Source organism: Streptomyces thermocarboxydovorans (assembly GCF_039524635.1).
GTDB lineage: Bacteria > Actinomycetota > Actinomycetes > Streptomycetales > Streptomycetaceae > Streptomyces > Streptomyces thermocarboxydovorans.
In genome coordinates this window covers 53003-70451 of sequence record NZ_BAAAGU010000035.1, presented here as the reverse complement: position 1 = coordinate 70451, position 17449 = coordinate 53003, and the positions used below count along the sequence as shown (strand labels likewise).

Annotated in this window: 13 protein-coding genes; 1 reads left to right on the top strand and 12 read right to left on the bottom strand. The window is 70.1% G+C overall.

Features of this window, described 5'->3' with window-relative positions; translation table 11 throughout:
- Window positions 1-56: 56 nt before the first annotated feature.
- From ABD198_RS17805 to ABD198_RS17760, 10 genes are all read right to left on the bottom strand, one after another.
- Complete coding sequence (locus tag ABD198_RS17805) at window positions 57-1685, bottom strand: CYTH and CHAD domain-containing protein (RefSeq protein ID WP_344002424.1); 1629 nt, start codon at window positions 1683-1685, stop codon at window positions 57-59.
- A 275-nt stretch (window positions 1686-1960) separates the two neighbouring features.
- Window positions 1961-3163, bottom strand: a complete 1203-nt coding sequence (gene rodA, locus ABD198_RS17800) for a rod shape-determining protein RodA (protein WP_344002421.1) — start codon at window positions 3161-3163, stop codon at window positions 1961-1963.
- Window positions 3160-5466, bottom strand: coding sequence for a penicillin-binding protein 2 (gene mrdA / locus ABD198_RS17795; protein ID WP_344002418.1), 2307 nt, complete (start codon window positions 5464-5466; stop codon window positions 3160-3162). The genes rodA and mrdA overlap by 4 nt, the downstream gene beginning before the upstream one ends.
- Window positions 5467-5629: 163 nt before the next feature.
- Window positions 5630-6301 carry a rod shape-determining protein MreD gene (mreD, locus tag ABD198_RS17790; protein ID WP_344002415.1) on the bottom strand — a complete coding sequence of 224 codons (672 nt, stop codon included), beginning with the start codon at window positions 6299-6301 and terminating at the stop codon, window positions 5630-5632.
- A gap of 10 nt (window positions 6302-6311) precedes the next feature.
- Window positions 6312-7247, bottom strand: a complete 936-nt coding sequence (gene mreC / locus ABD198_RS17785) for a rod shape-determining protein MreC (protein WP_344002412.1) — start codon at window positions 7245-7247, stop codon at window positions 6312-6314.
- A 130-nt stretch (window positions 7248-7377) separates the two neighbouring features.
- Complete coding sequence (locus ABD198_RS17780; RefSeq protein WP_028422119.1) at window positions 7378-8397, bottom strand: rod shape-determining protein; 1020 nt, start codon at window positions 8395-8397, stop codon at window positions 7378-7380.
- A gap of 326 nt (window positions 8398-8723) precedes the next feature.
- On the bottom strand, window positions 8724-9137 hold the full coding sequence (gene ndk, locus ABD198_RS17775; RefSeq protein WP_167998148.1) for a nucleoside-diphosphate kinase: 414 nt from the start codon (window positions 9135-9137) through the stop codon (window positions 8724-8726).
- A gap of 68 nt (window positions 9138-9205) precedes the next feature.
- Window positions 9206-9556 carry a DUF4233 domain-containing protein gene (locus tag ABD198_RS17770; protein ID WP_344002405.1) on the bottom strand — a complete coding sequence of 117 codons (351 nt, stop codon included), beginning with the start codon at window positions 9554-9556 and terminating at the stop codon, window positions 9206-9208.
- 6 nt (window positions 9557-9562) lie between these two features.
- On the bottom strand, window positions 9563-11047 hold the full coding sequence (folC, locus tag ABD198_RS17765; protein WP_344002402.1) for a bifunctional tetrahydrofolate synthase/dihydrofolate synthase: 1485 nt from the start codon (window positions 11045-11047) through the stop codon (window positions 9563-9565).
- A gap of 415 nt (window positions 11048-11462) precedes the next feature.
- On the bottom strand, window positions 11463-14087 hold the full coding sequence (locus ABD198_RS17760; protein ID WP_344002399.1) for a valine--tRNA ligase: 2625 nt from the start codon (window positions 14085-14087) through the stop codon (window positions 11463-11465).
- 137 nt (window positions 14088-14224) lie between these two features.
- Between ABD198_RS17760 and ABD198_RS17755 the strand changes: the two genes are divergently transcribed.
- Window positions 14225-15160: a hypothetical protein gene (locus tag ABD198_RS17755; protein WP_344002396.1), complete on the top strand. Its 936-nt coding sequence runs from the start codon at window positions 14225-14227 to the stop codon at window positions 15158-15160.
- A gap of 67 nt (window positions 15161-15227) precedes the next feature.
- On the opposite strand, the gene clpX is transcribed toward ABD198_RS17755, so the two are convergent.
- Both clpX and ABD198_RS17745 read right to left on the bottom strand, forming a co-directional pair.
- Window positions 15228-16514 carry an ATP-dependent Clp protease ATP-binding subunit ClpX gene (clpX, locus tag ABD198_RS17750; RefSeq protein WP_344002394.1) on the bottom strand — a complete coding sequence of 429 codons (1287 nt, stop codon included), beginning with the start codon at window positions 16512-16514 and terminating at the stop codon, window positions 15228-15230.
- A 180-nt stretch (window positions 16515-16694) separates the two neighbouring features.
- On the bottom strand, window positions 16695-17402 hold the full coding sequence (locus tag ABD198_RS17745) for an ATP-dependent Clp protease proteolytic subunit (RefSeq protein ID WP_344002391.1): 708 nt from the start codon (window positions 17400-17402) through the stop codon (window positions 16695-16697).
- Between the last annotated feature and the right edge of the window lie 47 nt (window positions 17403-17449).

The following is a 17449-nucleotide window of genomic DNA, read 5'->3' as shown; positions in this document are numbered from 1 at the left end:
ACTGGTCCGGGTGGGCGGGGGCGGCAGGCCGGGGTCCGGCGCAAGGGCGCTGGGATCTACTTGCCCATCTTGTCGATCGCCTTGCCGAGCGATTTCCGCATCGACTCCCACATCCGCGGCAGCTCCGTCTCGGCGATCTCGGCCCGCCGCTCCTCGCGGCCGTAGAGGAGGCCGTAGGTGAAGGTGCTCTCGCCGGCCGCGTGGGCGACGGCGGCGAGCTCGGTGAGGGTGCCGCGGGCCATGACGCTGTCCTGGTGGTCGCCGAGCAGGGTCTGGAGGGACTTCATCGCCTTGACCAGGTCGGTCGCCGGGGTGCCGAGGGCGGGGGCGGCGGCCTCGGCCGCGTAGCGGGTGCGCTTGGTCTTCTTGCGGGCCTCGTGCAGGGCGGTGTCGCGGTCGGGGCCGGGGGGCAGGTCGAGGGCCCGGGCGATCAGCGCGGAGAGCTTGTCGAGGTTTTTGCGTACGGCCGCGGCGAGCACCTTGCCCGGCTCGGCGGCGGCCTTCTTGCGCAGTGGCGGGTCGGTGAGCAGGGCGTCGAGGGTGTCGAGGAGGGTGAGGTAGCGGCGGGAGTCGAGGATGGCGGTGACATGGCCGTGGGCCCCGCTGTGGCCGGCCTCGGACCAGGCGGCGAGCCGGTCGCGGACGGGGCCGTGGACGAGGGTGTCGGGCAGCTCGTCGAGGGCGGTGCGCAGGCGTTCGGCGAGGACCTCCTGGTCGCGGTCGCGGCCCAGTTCTCCGGCGAGCCATTTCAGGTCGGCGGCGACGGGGTCGGTGACCTTGCGGTCGAGGACGCTGCGGAAGGCGCGGAAGGTGCTGCGCAGGCGGCGGGTGGCGACGCGCATGCGGTGCACGGAGTCGGGGACGTCCTGGCGGACGGCAGGGTCGAGGTCGACGAGGGCGTCGCGCTGTTCGCGGACGTAGGCGAGGACGTGGTCGCCGGCGGTGACGGGCCGGCCGGCCCCCGGCTGTTTGCGCTTCTTGCGCTTGGGGGCGGAGGCGGGAGCGGAGGCCGGGGCGGGTGCGGAGGTGGTCGCGGGGGCGGCGGGCGATGCGGGTGCCGGGGTCGCGGATGCGGCCGGGGAGCCGGCGGGGGCGGTCTCGGCGAGGGCCCGGGCGAGCTTGGAGGCGGAGGCCGAGGGGGTGGCGCCGGCCTTGCGCAGGTGGTCCTCGACCGTGTCGAGGAAGGCGGGGTCCCCGTCGTCGGCGAGCTCGACCTCGATCTCGGTCCACCGGGCGGTGCCGCCGTCGCCGGTGAGGCGTTCGGCGTGGACGCGGTCGAGGCTGACCTCGGCGAGGAGCCGGCCGTTGGCGTCGAGGAGGTGGCGTACGTCGCGGTCGGAGCGCAGCCGGATCACGGGCCGGAGTTCGTGGTGGCGTACGCGGGAGCGGACGAGCCGGGCGAGGCCCTCGGGGAGTTCGTCGGAGAGCGGGGCGCGGACCTCGTCCCGCACTCCGGGCGCGACCGGGAACTTCAGGTGCCAGCCCTCGTCGGTGCCGCCGGTGCGGCGGCGCAGGGTGAGGGAGGCGGAGGTGAGGCGTTGGTCGGCGGTGTCGTAGTAGGTGGCGTCGAGGTGGGTGACGCCCTTGTCGTGGACGGAGGCGACGCCCGGGATGCCGCTGAGCTCGGGCAGTGCGGCGTCCTGGATCTCGTACTTCCGCTCGATCTCGCGCTTGGTGTCCGCCATGCACCGAATTTAGTCGGCCCGGGTACGGAGCGGCAGGGGGAACGTTCCCCCGCCTGCCCGTACCCGCGGGCCGGGCGAGCAGGGCGGGCTGAGGGCCTTTCGTTTGGATCAGCCTGCGGGAATCGCCGGCGCCTTGTCAGCACCGGTGAGCGGGGTCTGGTGCGTGCAGCTGCAAGGCGGAGGAGGGCGCCGATGCGGAGCATCGGCAACCGACGACAACGCCGCAGATGCGCGTGCCAGACCCCGCGTCCGCGGGCTGATCCACACGACAGGCCCTATGCGGAGAGGGGTCTCTGCAGGCGGATGGACTGCAGCAGGCCCACGGCCATCCAGACGGCGAACATCGAGGAGCCGCCGTAGGACACGAACGGCAGGGGCAGACCGGTGACCGGCATGATGCCGAGGGTCATGCCGATGTTCTCGAAGGTCTGGAAGGCGAACCAGGCGACGATGCCGGCGGCGACGATCGTGCCGTACAGGTCGGGGGTGTCGCGGGCGATGCGGCAGGCGCGCCACAGGATGATGCCGAGCAGCAGGATGATCAGTCCGCCGCCGAGGAAGCCGAGTTCCTCGCCGGCGACGGTGAAGACGAAGTCGGTCTGCTGCTCGGGGACGAACTGGCCGGTGGTCTGGTGGCCGTTGAAGAGGCCGGCGCCGGTGAGTCCGCCGGAGCCGATGGCGATGCGGGCCTGGTTGGTGTTGTAGCCGACGCCGGCCGGGTCGAGCTCGGGGTTGGCGAAGGCGGCGAACCGGTTGATCTGGTAGTCGTCGAGGATGCCGAGCTGCCAGACGGTGACCGCGCCGGCGGCTCCGGCTCCCATGAGGCCGAACACCCAGCGGTTGGAGGCGCCGGAGGCGAGCAGCACGCCGAGCACGATGACGACCATGACCATGACGGAGCCGAGGTCGGGCATCAGCATCACGATCAGCATGGGCACCACGGCGAGGCCGAGGGCCTGCAGGACCGTGCGGTGGTCGGGGTACTGTCTGTCGCCGGCGTCGACGCGGGTGGCCAGCAGCATCGCCATGCCCAGGATGATCGTGAGCTTCACGAACTCCGAGGGCTGGAGGGAGAAGCCGCCGGGCAGCTTGATCCAGGAGTGGGCCCCGTTGATGGTGGAGCCCAGCGGGGTGAGCACCAGCAGGATCAGGAAGACGGACGCGCCGTAGAGGATGGGCACGGCGGTGCGCAGGGCGCGGTGGCCGAGCCAGAGCGCCCCGACCATCAGGGCCAGGCCGATGCCGGTGTTCAGCAGGTGGCGGACGAGGAAGTAGTACGGGTCGCCCTGGTTGAGCTCGGTGCGGTTGCGGGTGGCCGAGAAGACCAGCAGGGAACCGAGCAACGACAGGACGATCGCGGAGAGCAGTATCGGCCAGTCGAGGCGCCGGACCAGGGAGTCGCGGGCGAGGAGCCGGGCCCAGCCGGAGCGCTGGGGCCCGTAGCCGGAGACCTGGAAGCTGTTGACTCCGCCGGTCATGTGACGGCCCTCCGGGACGCGGTGGTGCGCGGCCGGCGTGCGGGGCGGCGCGGGCGCCCGCCGCCGCGGCGCCGGCGGCGGGTGTCGCGGTTGCTTGCCTCAGGTGAGGGGACGGTGGCCCCTTGCTGGTCGGCGGGGTCGCCCTGGTCGTCCTCGGGTGGGTTGGCCGAGGCGTCGGGCGAGGGGCCGGCCGTCTTGGCGGGGTCCTTGGGGATCTTGGGGGACTTGATGGTGCCGTCCGCCTTGATCTTCGGCAGGCTCTTCTGCGGCTTGGGCAGCAGCGCCTTCTTCTTGTCGATCTTGCCGTCCTCGGTGACGCCGTAGAGCGCGTTGTAGATGTTGCGCACGGCGGGACCCGAGGCGCCGGAGCCGGTACCACCCTGGGAGATCGTCATGACGATCGCGTAGTCCTCGGTGTAGGTGGTGAACCAGGAGGTGGTCTGCTTGCCGTAGACCTCGGCCGTACCGGTCTTGGCGTGCATCGGGATCTTGTCCTGCGGCCAGCCGCCGAAGCGCCAGGCGGCCGTACCGCGGGTGGCGACGCCCTCAAGGGCGTTGTCGATGGCCTTGAGGGTCTTCTTGGTCACCGGGAGCTTGCCGTGCGACTTGGGCTTGATCTCGGTGACGGTCCTGCCGTCGGGGCTGATGACGGCCTTGCCGATGGTGGGGTCGTACAGGGTGCCGCCGTTGGAGAGGGCGGCGTAGATGGTGGCCATCTGGATGGGGGTGACGAGGGTGTCGCCCTGGCCGATGGAGTAGTTGACGGAGTCACCGGCGCGCAGCCGGTTGCCTTCGAGGCAGTTCTCGTAGGCGATGCGCTCGGAGTAGCTGCCGTTCTTCTTGCCGGTCTTGCACCAGGCGTCCTTGTTGGCCTTCCAGTAGTCCTTCTTCCACTGGCGGTCGGGGATGCGGCCGGTGACCTCGTTGGGCAGGTCGATGCCGGTCTCCTTGCCGAGGCCGAACTCGTGCGCGGTCTTGTAGAACCAGTCGTTGGGGTGCTTCTTGGGCTTGTTGCCGCCGTCGCGCTTCCACTCCTCGTGGGAGAGGCGGTAGAAGACGGTGTCGCAGGAGACCTCGAGGGCGCGGCCGAGACTGATCGGGCCGTGGCTCTGGGACTCGAAGTTCTTGAAGACCTGGCCGCCGATGGAGTACGAGCTGGAGCAGTTGTAGGGGCCCTCGAAGGAGTAGCCGGCCCTGATGGCCGCCGCCGTCGGGATGACCTTGAAGACGGAGCCGGGGGCGGACTGGCCCTGGATGGCGCGGTTGAGCAGCGGGTAGTTGCTCTTCTTGCCGGTGAGCTTGGCGTAGTCCTTGGCGGAGATGCCGCCGACCCAGACGTTGGGGTCGTAGGTCGGGTTGGACGCCATGGCGACGATGCGGCCGGTCTTGGCCTCCATCACCACGACGGCGCCGGAGTCGGCCTTGTAGTTGGTGCCGGTGTTGCGGTCGTGGACCTTGCGCGCTTCCTTCATCGCCCAGTTGAGCTGGTACTCGGCGACGCGCTGGACGCGGGCGTCGATGCTGGTGACGAGGCTGGCGCCGGGCTCGGCCGGGTCGGACTGGGCCTTGCCGAGGACACGGCCGAGGTTGTCGACCTCGTAGCGGGTGACGCCGGCCTTGCCGCGCAGCTGCTTGTCGTACTGCCGCTCGAGTCCGGAGCGGCCGACCATGTCGGAGCGCAGGTAGGGCGAGTCGGTGTCCTGGGCTTCCTTGATCTCCTCGTCGGTGACGGGCGAGAGATAGCCGAGGACCTGGGCGGTGTTGGCCTTGCCGGGTGACGGGTAGCGGCGCACGGCCTGCGGTTCGGCGGTGATGCCGGGGAAGTCCTCGGCGCGTTCTCGGATCTGCAGGGCCTGCTTGGGGGTGGCCTCGTCGGTGATGGGGATGGGCTGGTAGGGCGAGCCGTTCCAGCAGGGCTGGGGGGTCTTGGCGTCGCACAGCCGGACCTTCTCCATGACCTCCTTGGGGGTCATGCCGAGGACCTTGGCGAGCTTGGTGAGGACCGCCTTGCCGTCGTCCTTCATCTTCATCAGCTCGGTGCGGGAGGCGGAGACGACGAGCCGGGTCTCGTTGTCCGCGAGGGGCACTCCGCGGGCGTCGAGGATGGAGCCGCGCACGGCGGGCTGGACGACCTGCTGGACGTGGTTGCCGGAGGCCTCCTTGGCGTACTGGTCGCCCTCGCGGATCTGGAGGTACCACAGCCGGCCGCCGAGGGTGCCGAGCAGGGAGAGGACGAGGACCTGGATGACGATGAGCCGGATCTGCACGCGCGGGTTGCGGCCGGTCTCGGGAATGTTGGTCACCTGCTGCGTCCCCCTCTCGAAGTCCTGGTCGCTCGTGCCACCGCGGCCTGCCCGCCCCGCTGCTGTGTTCGCACGCGTGAGCGGCCGCGTACGGGTGATGAACGGCTGGGCCGCGCAGCCAGGTTCCAGCCCCGCTCACACGTCTGGGTGAACTTCGCCGAGGTCACAGGCGCTTGACCCCCTTGATGCGTCCGGCGCGGGCGACCCGGGCCCGGGCGGCCCTGGCCCGCAGGCCGTTGCCGCGCTGGCCGCCGATGCGCAGTCCGGTGCCGCCGGCCAGCCAGCCGGAGGAGATGTCGCCGGCCTTGGTGGAGCTGGTGTCGGCGAGGGGGTCGTAATCGGCGCGCCGGGCGAGTGCCATGACGCCGGGGACCACGAACGGGGCCAGCAGCAGGTCGTAGAGGGCGGCGGTGAACAGCAGGCTGCCGAGGCCCACATGGCGGGCGGCGGTGTCGCCGACCAGGGCGCCGACCCCGGCGTAGAGCAGGGTGGAGCCGAGCGCGGCGGCGACCACCACGGCCATCGGGCCGGAGGCGGACTTCACCTGGCCGGTCTCGGGCTTGACGAGCCCGGCGAGGTAGCCGATGACGCACAGCACGAGGGCGTAGCGGCCGGCGGCGTGATCGGCGGGCGGGGCGAGGTCGGCGAGGAGTCCGGCGAAGAAGCCGACGAGGGCGCCGCCGACGTGGCCGTAGACCAGGGCGAGGCCGAGGACGGTGAGCAGCAGCAGGTCGGGCACGGCGCCCGGGAGGTGGAGCCGGGCGAGCACGGTGACCTGGACGACCAGGGCGACGACGATGAGTGAGCTGGACAGCAGGATCCGGTTGACGCGCATGGTGCAGCTCCTACTGCTCGGGCTGGCCGTCGGCGGGGGCGGACGGGGTGACGGTCACCGTCACGGTCGGCGTGGGGGTCGGCTTCGGCTTCTTGGGCAGCACCGTGTCGCGCGGGTCCTTCTCGGGGGCCTGGACGACGACCCCGACGACGTCGAGCTTGCTGAAGCTGACGTACGGGGTGACGTAGAGGGTGCGGGTCAGGTCTCCGCCGGAGGGGTCGACGCGGGAGACGATGCCGACGGGCACGCCGGGCACGAACGGCTTGTCGGCCTGCGAGCCGAAGGTGACCAGGCGGTCGCCCTTCTTGACCTCGGCCTTGCCGTTGAGCAGTTCGACACGCAGCGGACGGTCGCCCTGGCCGGAGGCGAAGCCGAGTTCGTCGCTGCCCTCCATGCGGGTGCCGACGGTGAAGTCGGGGTCGCTGGCGAGCAGCACGGTGGCGGTGTTGGGGCCGACGGTGGTGACCCGGCCGACGAGTCCGTCGCCGTTGATGACGGTCATGTCGCGTTCGATGCCGTCGTTGGCGCCGACGTCGATGGTGATGGTCCAGGAGAAGCCCTGGGCCGCTCCAATCGCGATGACCTGGGCGCCCTTGATGCCGTACTGGCCCTTGCCGGCGACTCCGAGCAGCTTGTCGAGCTGCTTGAGACGGCTGCGGTCGCGGTCGTCGCTGCCGAGCTCGGCCTTGAGCGCGGCGTTCTCCCGCTCCAGTTCGGCGAGCCGGTCGTGCCGGTCACCGGACTCGCGGACGGCGGAGACGGCGTTGCCGATGGGGTGGACCGCGCTGGACACCCCGTTCTCGATGGGGCCGAAGACGGATGCGGCGGCATGCCGGGCACCGTCGACCGGCGAATCCTCTCCGCCGCGGATGTCCACCGTGATCAGTGCGAACGCGATGGCGATCAGCAGCACCAGGAGCAGCCGGCTCTCTTTCGTGTCCCTCACGTGCGGCGGCCGTGCCTTCCTCGTCGTAGGCGGGTGTCGGGAACGGTGGTTGAGATGAGTTTATGTCTCTATATCAACGATCCGCCGTACGAGGGGTGATCGTCCCGTACGGCGGAATCGAAACGTTGTGTTATCTGCGCGGCTGGGCGTCGAGCACCTGCTGCAGTGCCTCGAACTCCTCGACGCACTTGCCGGACCCGAGCGCCACGCTGTCCAGCGGGTCCTCGGCGATGTGGATGGGCATGCCCGTCTCCCGGCGCAGCCGCTCGTCCAGGCCGCGCAGCAGGGCGCCGCCGCCGGTCAGCACGATCCCCCGGTCCATGATGTCGCCGGACAGCTCCGGCGGGCACTTGTCGAGGGTCGTCTTGACGGCGTCCACGATGGCGTTGACGGGTTCCTCGATGGCCTTTCTGACTTCGGCAGCCGAGATGACGACGGTTTTGGGCAGCCCGGACACGAGGTCCCGGCCCCGGATTTCGGTGTGCTCGTCGGTGTCGAGGTCGTACGCCGAACCGATCGTGATCTTGATCTGTTCGGCCGTCCGCTCACCCAGCAGCAGCGAGTACTCCTTCTTGACGTGCTGGATGATGGCGTTGTCCAGCTCGTCGCCCGCGACCCGGATGGACTGGGCGGTGACGATGCCGCCGAGGGAGATGACCGCGACCTCCGTGGTGCCGCCGCCGATGTCCACCACCATGTTGCCGGTGGCCTCGTGGACCGGCAGCCCGGAGCCGATGGCCGCCGCCATGGGCTCCTCGATGATGTGCACCTGCCGGGCGCCGGCCTGGGACGACGCCTCGATGACGGCACGGCGCTCGACGCCGGTGATGCCCGAGGGCACACAGACGACGACCCGTGGGCGAGCCAGATACCGCCGCTTGTGGATCTTCAGGATGAAGTAGCGGAGCATCCGCTCGGTGATCTCGAAGTCGGCGATGACACCGTCCTTCAGGGGACGCACGGCAACGATGTTGCCGGGCGTGCGCCCGATCATCTTCTTCGCTTCGGCGCCGACCGCGAGGATGCCACCGGTGTTGGTGTTGATCGCGACGACGGACGGCTCGTTGAGTACGATTCCGCGACCCCTGACGTACACCAGCGTGTTGGCGGTCCCGAGGTCGACAGCCATGTCACGGCCGATGAACGACATTGAGTTCCCCATCAGGATTCGTCTGGCCTTCCCACGAGCTTTTGAGGGCTTTTCAGGTCGGCGAGGTGGGTGCGGTGACGTGAAGGCTTCCATCGTAGACGCGCCTTCGCGAACACCGCGCGAGGGTCTTCGCCATTGTCATCAGATGGCGTCTTCGGCTGCTTGTGGAGACGGTCCATCGGTGGCATGCGTTCCCCCGAACGCCGTGCGCTGCCAGGAAGGTCCGGGGGCAAAGCCCCAAGACCCTCCGAGACGTGCGGGAACGGACCTCACCGGCCCGCGACGAGATCGTTATGCGGCGCCCGCCGGACGCGCCGCGCAGGACCTCACGCGCGGCCCGGGAAGAAGATCTTCACCTCGCGCTCGGCGGACTCCTCGGAGTCCGAGGCGTGGATCAGGTTCTCCCGGACGATGACGCCGTAGTCGCCGCGGATGGAGCCGGGCGCGGCGGCGATCGGGTCGGTCGGACCGGCCAGCTGGCGCATGCCCTCGATGACCCGCTCGCCCTCGACGATCATGGCCACGACCGGGCCGGAGGACATGAACTCCACCAGCGGCTCGTAGAAGGGCTTGCCCTTGTGCTCGCCGTAGTGCTGCTCCAGCGTGTCCTGGTCCAGGGTGCGCAGCTCCAGCGCGGTGATCTGCCAGCCGGCCTTGCGCTCGATACGGCTGATGATCTCGCCGGTCAGGCCGCGACGGACAGCGTCGGGCTTGAGGAGGACGAGGGTGCGCTGGGTCACGGCTGAGCTCCTTAGGTACAGCAGGTATGTGCGGTTCGATGAGGTTACCGGGCGGGCCCTCAGGGGCGTCACGCAGCGTCAGCCTGCTCGGCCTCCGCGGCGAAGCGGGCTTTCGCCTCGTCCACCTTTCGGCCGAAATGCACCGAGGCCCACCACAGGGCGGCGAACAGGACGCCCATGAAGTACATGAAGGGGACGAAGAAGCCGGAGGCGATCAGGGCGATCTGCAGCGCCCAGCCGAGCGCCACGCCGCCGGGCCTGGTGACCATGCCGCACAGCACCACGGACAGGAACATCGCGATGCCGCACACGGTCCACACCGTGCCCGTAGCGAGGTCCGGGTCCTTCATCGCGACCAGCCCGGCGAATCCGATCACGAAGAACTCGCCGATCAGCGTGGACGAACAGAGCGTACGCATCGTGGGTCAGCCCCTCCCCAGGAGCAGCCGGGCCTCGCCGACCGTGATGACCGAACCGGTGACGAGCACTCCGCCGCCGGCGAACTCGCCCTCCTCCTCGGCCAGCGTGACCGCCGCGTCCAGCGCGTCCGGCAGCCGGGGCTCGACCTGCACGCGCTCCTCCCCGAACACCTCGACGGCGATGCCCGCCAGCTCGTCGGCGTCCATCGCGCGGTGGCTGGAGTTCTGGGTGACGACGATCTCCGCGAAGACCGGCTCGAAGGCCTCCAGCAGGCCCCGGACGTTCTTGTCGCCGCTCGCGCCGACGACGCCGATGAGCCGGCTGAACTGGAACGCCTCCCCCAGCGCCTCGGCGGCCGCCCGCGCGCCCGCCGGGTTGTGCGCGGCGTCCAGCACGACGGTCGGCGAGCGCCGTACGACCTCCAGCCGGCCCGGCGAGGCGACGGCGGCGAAGGCGTTGCGCACGGTGTCGATGTCGAGCGGTTCGGCGCGCTGGGCTCCGACGCCGAAGAAGGCCTCCACGGCGGCGAGCGCCACGGCCGCGTTGTGCGCCTGGTGGGCGCCGTGCAACGGCAGGAACACCTCGGGGTACTCGCCGCCCAGCCCGCGCAGGGTGAGCAGCTGGCCGCCGACGGCGACCTGCCGGGAGACGACCCCGAACTCCAGGCCCTCGCGGGCCACGGTCGCGTCCACCTCGACGGCCTTCTTCAGCAGTACCTGGGCCGCCTCCACCGGCTGCTGGGCCATGATCACGGTCGCGCCCTGCTTGATGACGCCGGCCTTCTCCGTGGCGATCTCGGCGGGGGTGGTGCCGAGCCGGTCGGTGTGGTCGAGCTCGATCGGCATGACGACGGCGACGTTCCCGTCGATCACGTTCGTGGCGTCCCAGCTGCCGCCCATGCCGACCTCGACGACCGCGACGTCGACCGGCGCGTCGGCGAAGGCGGCGTACGCCATGCCGGTGAGCACCTCGAAGAACGACAGCCGGTACTCCTGCCGGGAGTCGACCATCTCGACGTACGGCTGGATGTCCCGGTAGGTCTCGATGAACCGCTCGGCGGAGATCGGCGCGCCGTCCAGGCTGATGCGCTCGGTCACCGACTGCACATGGGGCGAGGTGTACCGGCCGGTGCGCAGCTCGAAGGCGCCGAGCAGGGCCTCGATCATGCGGGCGGTGGAGGTCTTGCCGTTGGTGCCGGTGATGTGGATGGAGGGGTACGAGCGCTGCGGCTCGCCCAGCACGTCCATCAGGGCGGTGATGCGGCTGACGGAGGGCTCGAGCTTGGTCTCGCCCCAGCGGGTGGCCAGCTCCCCCTCGACCTCGCGCAGGGCCTTGTCGACCTCGGGGTCCTCCGGGCGCGCGGGGATGTCCGCCTGAGGCGGGCCGCTCTGGGTGCGCAGGGTGCGGCTGCCGGCCTCGATGACGGCGAGATCGGGGTCGCGGTCGGTCTCCGCCGCGACGATCTCTGCAAAGGGGTCGCTGTCACTCACGGCCCCCAGTCTACGTGCGGCCCTGCCCTCCCCCGGCCCGCCTCGGAGGCGGCGGCTCACCTGCGACCCGGCGGGCCAACGGCACCCCCAGGGCGAGAGCTCGCCGCCCGCCGGCCGGGGGCACGGCTGCCCGTGGGCACATAGCCCGGCGCCCCGCGGGGGAAGCCCGCAGACACGGCACGCCGGGGCCGGGGCCGGCGCCCAGGGGCCCGGCCCCGGCGCACCAAGGACCCGGCTCCCCTCACGAAAGAACCATCGGCACGCACACAAAGAGCCTCCGGGCGCACCCACCGGAAGGCCCCCGGCTCCGCACTCACCGAGGCCCGGCCGCACTCACCGAGGCCCGGCCGCCCGCACGCAAAGGGCCCCGGTGCCAGAACGGCGCCGGGGCCCTGGGGCTGGCGTGCGTGGAGGACTACGCCTGCGGGAGGCGTTCCAGCTGGGCCTGGATGCGGCTGATGTCCTCCTCGGCCTTGGCCAGGCGGGTGCGGATCTTCTCGACCACGTGCTCGGGGGCCTTGGACAGGAACGCCTCGTTGCCGAGCTTGGCCGTGGCCTGGGCCTTCTCCTTCTCGGCGGCGGCCAGGTCCTTGGCGAGGCGCTTGCGCTCGGCGGCCACGTCGATCACACCGGAGAGGTCCAGCGCGACCTCGACGCCCTCGACCGGGAGGGTCGCCGTCGGCGTGAAGGAGTCGCCCTCCGGCTGCAGGCGCAGCAGCTGGCGGATGGCCGGCTCGTGCCGGGCCAGCGGCGAGCCCTCCAGGGACAGGCGGGCCGGGACCCGCTGTCCGGGCTGGAGGCCCTGGTCGGCGCGGAAGCGGCGGACCTCGGTGATCACCGACTGGAGTGTGGCGATCTCCCGCTCGGCCTCGAGGTCACGGAAGCCGCTGTCCTTCGGCCAGTCGGCGATCACGACGGACTCGCCGCCGGTGAGCGCGGTCCACAGCGCCTCGGTGACGAACGGGACGACCGGGTGGAGCAGCCGGAGCATGACGTCCAGGACCTCGCCCAGGACGCGCTTGCTGACCTCGGCCGGCTCGCCGCCCGCCTGGAACGTCGTCTTGGACAGCTCGACGTACCAGTCGAAGACCTCGTCCCAGGCGAAGTGGAACAGCGCGTCCGACAGCTTGGCGAACTGGAAGTCGTCGTAGTACGCGTCGACCTCGGCGACGACGGAGTTCAGCCGGGAGAGGATCCAGCGGTCCGTCGGCGACATCTTCGACGGGTCCGGCAGCGGCCCCTCGACCGTCGCGCCGTTCATCAGGGCGAAGCGGGTCGCGTTCCAGATCTTGTTGGCGAAGTTGCGCGAGCCCTGGACCCAGTCCTCGCCGATCGGGACGTCGACACCGGGGTTGGCGCCGCGGGCCAGGGTGAAGCGGAGGGCGTCGGAGCCGTACTTGTCCATCCAGTCCAGCGGGTTGACCGCGTTGCCGAAGGACTTCGACATCTTCTTGCCGAACTGGTCGCGGACCATGCCGTGCAGGGCGATGGTGTGGAACGGCGGGGTGCCGTCCATCGCGTACAGGCCGAACATCATCATCCGGGCGACCCAGAAGAAGAGGATGTCGTAGCCGGTGACCAGGACGGAGTTCGGATAGAACTTCTTGAGCGAGTCGGTCTCTTCGGGCCAGCCCAGAGTGGAGAAGGGCCACAGGCCGGAGGAGAACCAGGTGTCCAGGACGTCGGTCTCCTGGTGCCATCCCTCGCCGCTGGGCGGCTCCTCGTCGGGGCCGACGCAGACGACCTCGCCGTCGGGGCCGTACCAGACCGGGATGCGGTGGCCCCACCACAACTGCCGCGAGATGCACCAGTCGTGCAGGTTGTCGACCCAGTCGAAGTAGCGCTTCTCCATCTCCTGCGGATGGATCTTGACCCGGCCGTCGCGGACCGCGTCACCGGCGGCCTTGGCGAGCGGGCCGACCTTGACCCACCACTGCATGGACAGGCGCGGCTCGATGGTGGTCTTGCAGCGCGAGCAGTGGCCGACGGAGTGGACGTACGGGCGCTTCTCGGCGACGATCCGGCCCTCGGCGCGCAGCGCGGCGACGATGGCGGAACGGGCCTCGAGGCGGTCCAGGCCCTGGAACGGGCCGTGCGCGGTGATGACGGCGTGCTCGTCCATCACGGCGATGGCGGGCAGGTCGTGCCGCTGGCCGATCTCGAAGTCGTTCGGGTCGTGGGCCGGGGTGACCTTGACGGCACCCGTGCCGAACTGCGGGTCGACGTGCTCGTCGGCGACGACGGGGATGCGGCGGCCGGTGAGCGGCAGCTCGATCTCCCGGCCGACGAGGTGCCGGTAGCGGTCGTCGTCGGGGTGGACCGCGACGGCGGTGTCGCCGAGCATCGTCTCGGCGCGGGTGGTGGCCACGACGATGGAGTCGTCGCCCTCGCCGTAGCGGATGGAGACGAGCTCGCCGTCGTCGTCCTGGTACTCGACCTCGATGTCGGAGATCGCGGTCAGGCAGCGCGGGCACCAGTTGATGATGCGCTCGGCGCGGTAGATCAGCCCGTCGTCGTAGAGGCGCTTGAAGATGGTCTGGACGGCCTTGGACAGGCCCTCGTCCATGGTGAAGCGCTCACGGGACCAGGCGACGCCGTCGCCGAGGCGGCGCATCTGGCCGGAGATCTGCCCGCCGGACTCGGCCTTCCACCGCCAGACCCGCTCGACGAAGGCCTCACGGCCCAGGTCGTGCCGGGACTTGCCCTCCTTGGCGAGCTCCCGCTCGACGACGTTCTGGGTGGCGATGCCGGCGTGGTCCATGCCGGGCTGCCACAGCGTCTCGTAGCCCTGCATGCGCTTGCGGCGGGTCAGGGCGTCGATGAGGGTGTGCTCGAAGGCGTGGCCCAGGTGCAGGCTGCCGGTGACGTTCGGCGGCGGGATGACGATGGTGTACGGCGGCTTGTCGCTGTGCTCGTCGGCCTCGAAGTAACCGCGTTCTACCCAGCGCTCATACAGGGGCCCCTCTACGTCGGCCGGCGCGTACTGGGTCGGCAGTTCGGTGGTGGGCGCTGTCTCTGGCTGCTGAGTGTTCTCGGTCACGGGCATGAGTTTACGGGTGTCACGGCCCAGCCCCGAAACGCGTTTCCTTTGTAACGGTGCGGTACCCGCTGGCCTGAACACATCACCTCTGCGACAGGATGTGAGCGACACATAAGCATCTGGAGGGGAACCCAGGAATGAGCTACAACCAGCCGGGCCCGTACGGCGGGCAGCCCCAGCAGCCCGGACCGTACGGCCAGCCGGGTCCTTACGGCCAGCAGCCGCAGGCTCCGCAGCCCGGCTACGGCTACCCCCAGCAGGCCCCGCCGCCGGGACAGCCGGGTTACGGCTACCCCCAGCAGCCGGGCCAGCCCGGTGTCCCGCCGCAGCAGCCGCCCTACGGCCAGGCCCCGTACGGCCAGGCCCCGTACGGCCAGCCTCCCGCCCCCGGCGGAGGCGGCGGCAAGAAGGCGGGCATCATCATCGGCGCGGTGGCGGTCGTGGCGGCGATCGGCGTGGGCGCGTACTTCGTCCTCGGCGGCAGCGGCGGCGGCGCGAGCGGTCTGAAGGACGACGGTCCGCACAAGCTGACGACGCCGGAGACGGTGCTCACCGACTACAAGCGGATCGGCCCGAACCAGCCGCCGGAGGACGCCTCGTCGAGCGACGTCAAGGAACTCGCCAAGAGCGGCATCAGCGACGCCAAGGCCGTCAGGGCGCTGTTCTCGACGCTCGACATCAACGACCCCTCGGCCCTCGAGGACCCGACCAAGGTGGCTGCCTCCAAGGCCGTGACGTTCGTGGGTCTCTACGGCAAGGTGAAGGACCCCGAGCAGGCGCTCGACGACGCCCTCAACGGCATGAAGAAGAGCACCGCCAAGGACCTCGAGTTCGTCGGTGACGCGGAGAGCGTGGAGCCGGACGGCCTCGAGGGTGCCGTCATGAAGTGCCAGAAGGCCAAGGGCGAGAACAAGCAGACCGGTCAGACGGACACTCAGTACGTGTGCCTCTGGGCCGACTACAGCACGATCGGCATGGCCGTGCCCGCCGCCGGCGGCAAGGGCGTGGACCTCGACACCTCGGCCAAGGTCACCGCCGACCTCCGCAAGGACGTACGCGTCCCGGTCAACTAGCGGGAACAGGAACGAGAAGGGCGCCCCGGCCTAGCGGCCGGGGCGCCTTTCTGTGCCCGGGGGACGGCTACGCCGTCTTCTGCTCCCCCGGCCCACGGCCGCGGGCGTCGCGGGGGATGAGGGTGGGGTTGACGTTGGAGAGGACGACGTCGGCGGTGATGACGACGCGGGCCACGTCCTTGCGGGACGGGACCTCGTACATCACGCCCTGGAGGACCTCCTCCATGATGGCGCGCAGGCCGCGGGCGCCGGTCTGGCGGAGGATGGCCTGGTCCGCGATGGCCTCGAGCGCCTCGCGCTCGAAGTCCAGCTCCACGCCGTCGAGTTCGAAGAGGCGCTGGTACTGCTTCACCAGCGCGTTGCGCGGCTCGACCAGGATCTTCAGCAGCGCCTCGCGGTCCAGGTTGTGGACCGAGGTGATGACCGGCAGGCGGCCGATGAACTCGGGGATCATGCCGAACTTGACCAGGTCCTCCGGCATGACGTCCTCGAACTGGTCCTTGGACTCCAGCTCCCGCTTGGAGCGGATGTCGGCGCCGAATCCGATGCCCTTGGCGCCCGCCCGGCCCTCGATGATCTTCTCCAGGCCGGCGAAGGCACCGCCCACGATGAACAGCACGTTCGTCGTGTCGATCTGGATGAACTCCTGGTGCGGGTGCTTGCGGCCGCCCTGCGGCGGGACGGAGGCGGTGGTGCCCTCGAGGATCTTCAGCAGGGCCTGCTGGACTCCCTCGCCGGAGACGTCGCGGGTGATCGACGGGTTCTCGCTCTTGCGAGCGACCTTGTCGATCTCGTCGATGTAGATGATCCCGGTCTCGGCCTTCTTGACGTCGTAGTCGGCCGCCTGGATCAGCTTGAGCAGGATGTTCTCGACGTCCTCGCCGACATAGCCCGCCTCGGTCAGCGCCGTCGCGTCGGCGATGGCGAACGGGACGTTCAGCATGCGGGCGAGGGTCTGGGCGAGCAGGGTCTTGCCGGAGCCGGTGGGGCCGAGCAGCAGGATGTTGGACTTGGCGAGCTCGATGCCGTCGTCGCGGCCGTTCGCCCCGCCGTTCTCGCCGGCCTGGACCCGCTTGTAGTGGTTGTACACCGCGACGGAGAGGGCCTTCTTCGCCGCCTCCTGGCCGACCACATAGCCCTCGAGGAACTCGTAGATCTCACGGGGCTTGGGAAGCTCCTCCCAGCGCACCTCGCTGGTCTCGGCGAGCTCCTCCTCGATGATCTCGTTGCAGAGATCGATGCACTCGTCGCAGATGTACACACCGGGCCCTGCGATGAGCTTCTTGACCTGCTTCTGGCTCTTCCCGCAGAACGAGCACTTGAGCAGATCGCCGCCGTCACCGATGCGTGCCACGGTGTGCTTCCCCTTCGCCTGGGAGACGCCTGGACGTCAACGTCCAGCGGCTCCTGGTGCTGCCTTATGTCCGACGGTACCTTGCCGGGCCCCCCGTTCGGGCCCCCCTTGGCGCGGTTCGCTTTGACGTGAACCGGGCCAAACCGTGCCAAGGGGCGGCAGACGTCTCAGCCTCGTGCGTCAGCGCAGGCTGGCGTTGTCCATCTTGCGGGTGGTGATGATCTGGTCGATCAGGCCGTACTGCAGCGCGTCCTCGGCCGTGAGGATCTTGTCGCGCTCGATGTCCTCGCGGATCTTCTCCAGCGGCTGGGTGGAGTGCTTGGCCAGCATCTCCTCCAGCTGCGAGCGCATCCGCAGGATCTCGTTGGCGGCGATCTCCAGGTCGGACACCTGGCCGCGGCCCGTCTCGCTGTACGGCTGGTGGATCAGCACGCGGGCGTTCGGCAGGGCCATGCGCTTGCCGGGCGTGCCGGCGGCCAGCAGCACGGCGGCGGCCGAGGCGGCCTGGCCCATGCAGACCGTCTGGATGTCCGGCTTGACGTACTGCATGGTGTCGTAGATCGCCGTCAGCGCGGTGAAGGAGCCACCGGGGCTGTTGATGTAGACCGAGATGTCACGGTCGGGGTCCATCGACTCCAGGCACAGCAGCTGCGCCATGACGTCGTTGGCGGAGGCGTCGTCGATCTGGACGCCGAGGAAGATCACGCGCTCCTCGAAGAGCTTCGCGTACGGGTCGTACTCGCGGATGCCCTGGGAGGTGCGCTCGACGAAGCGGGGGATGACGTAACGGGACTCGGCCATCGGGCCGGTGTACCGGGACTGGGATGCGCGCATGTCCTGCACGGCGTCCATGCGGTCGTACAGGCCGCGGCCGGGGAAGTCGTTCACGGTGTCTCCTGGTAAAGGCTGAGGCGGTCGGCGAGCGGAGCTGATGG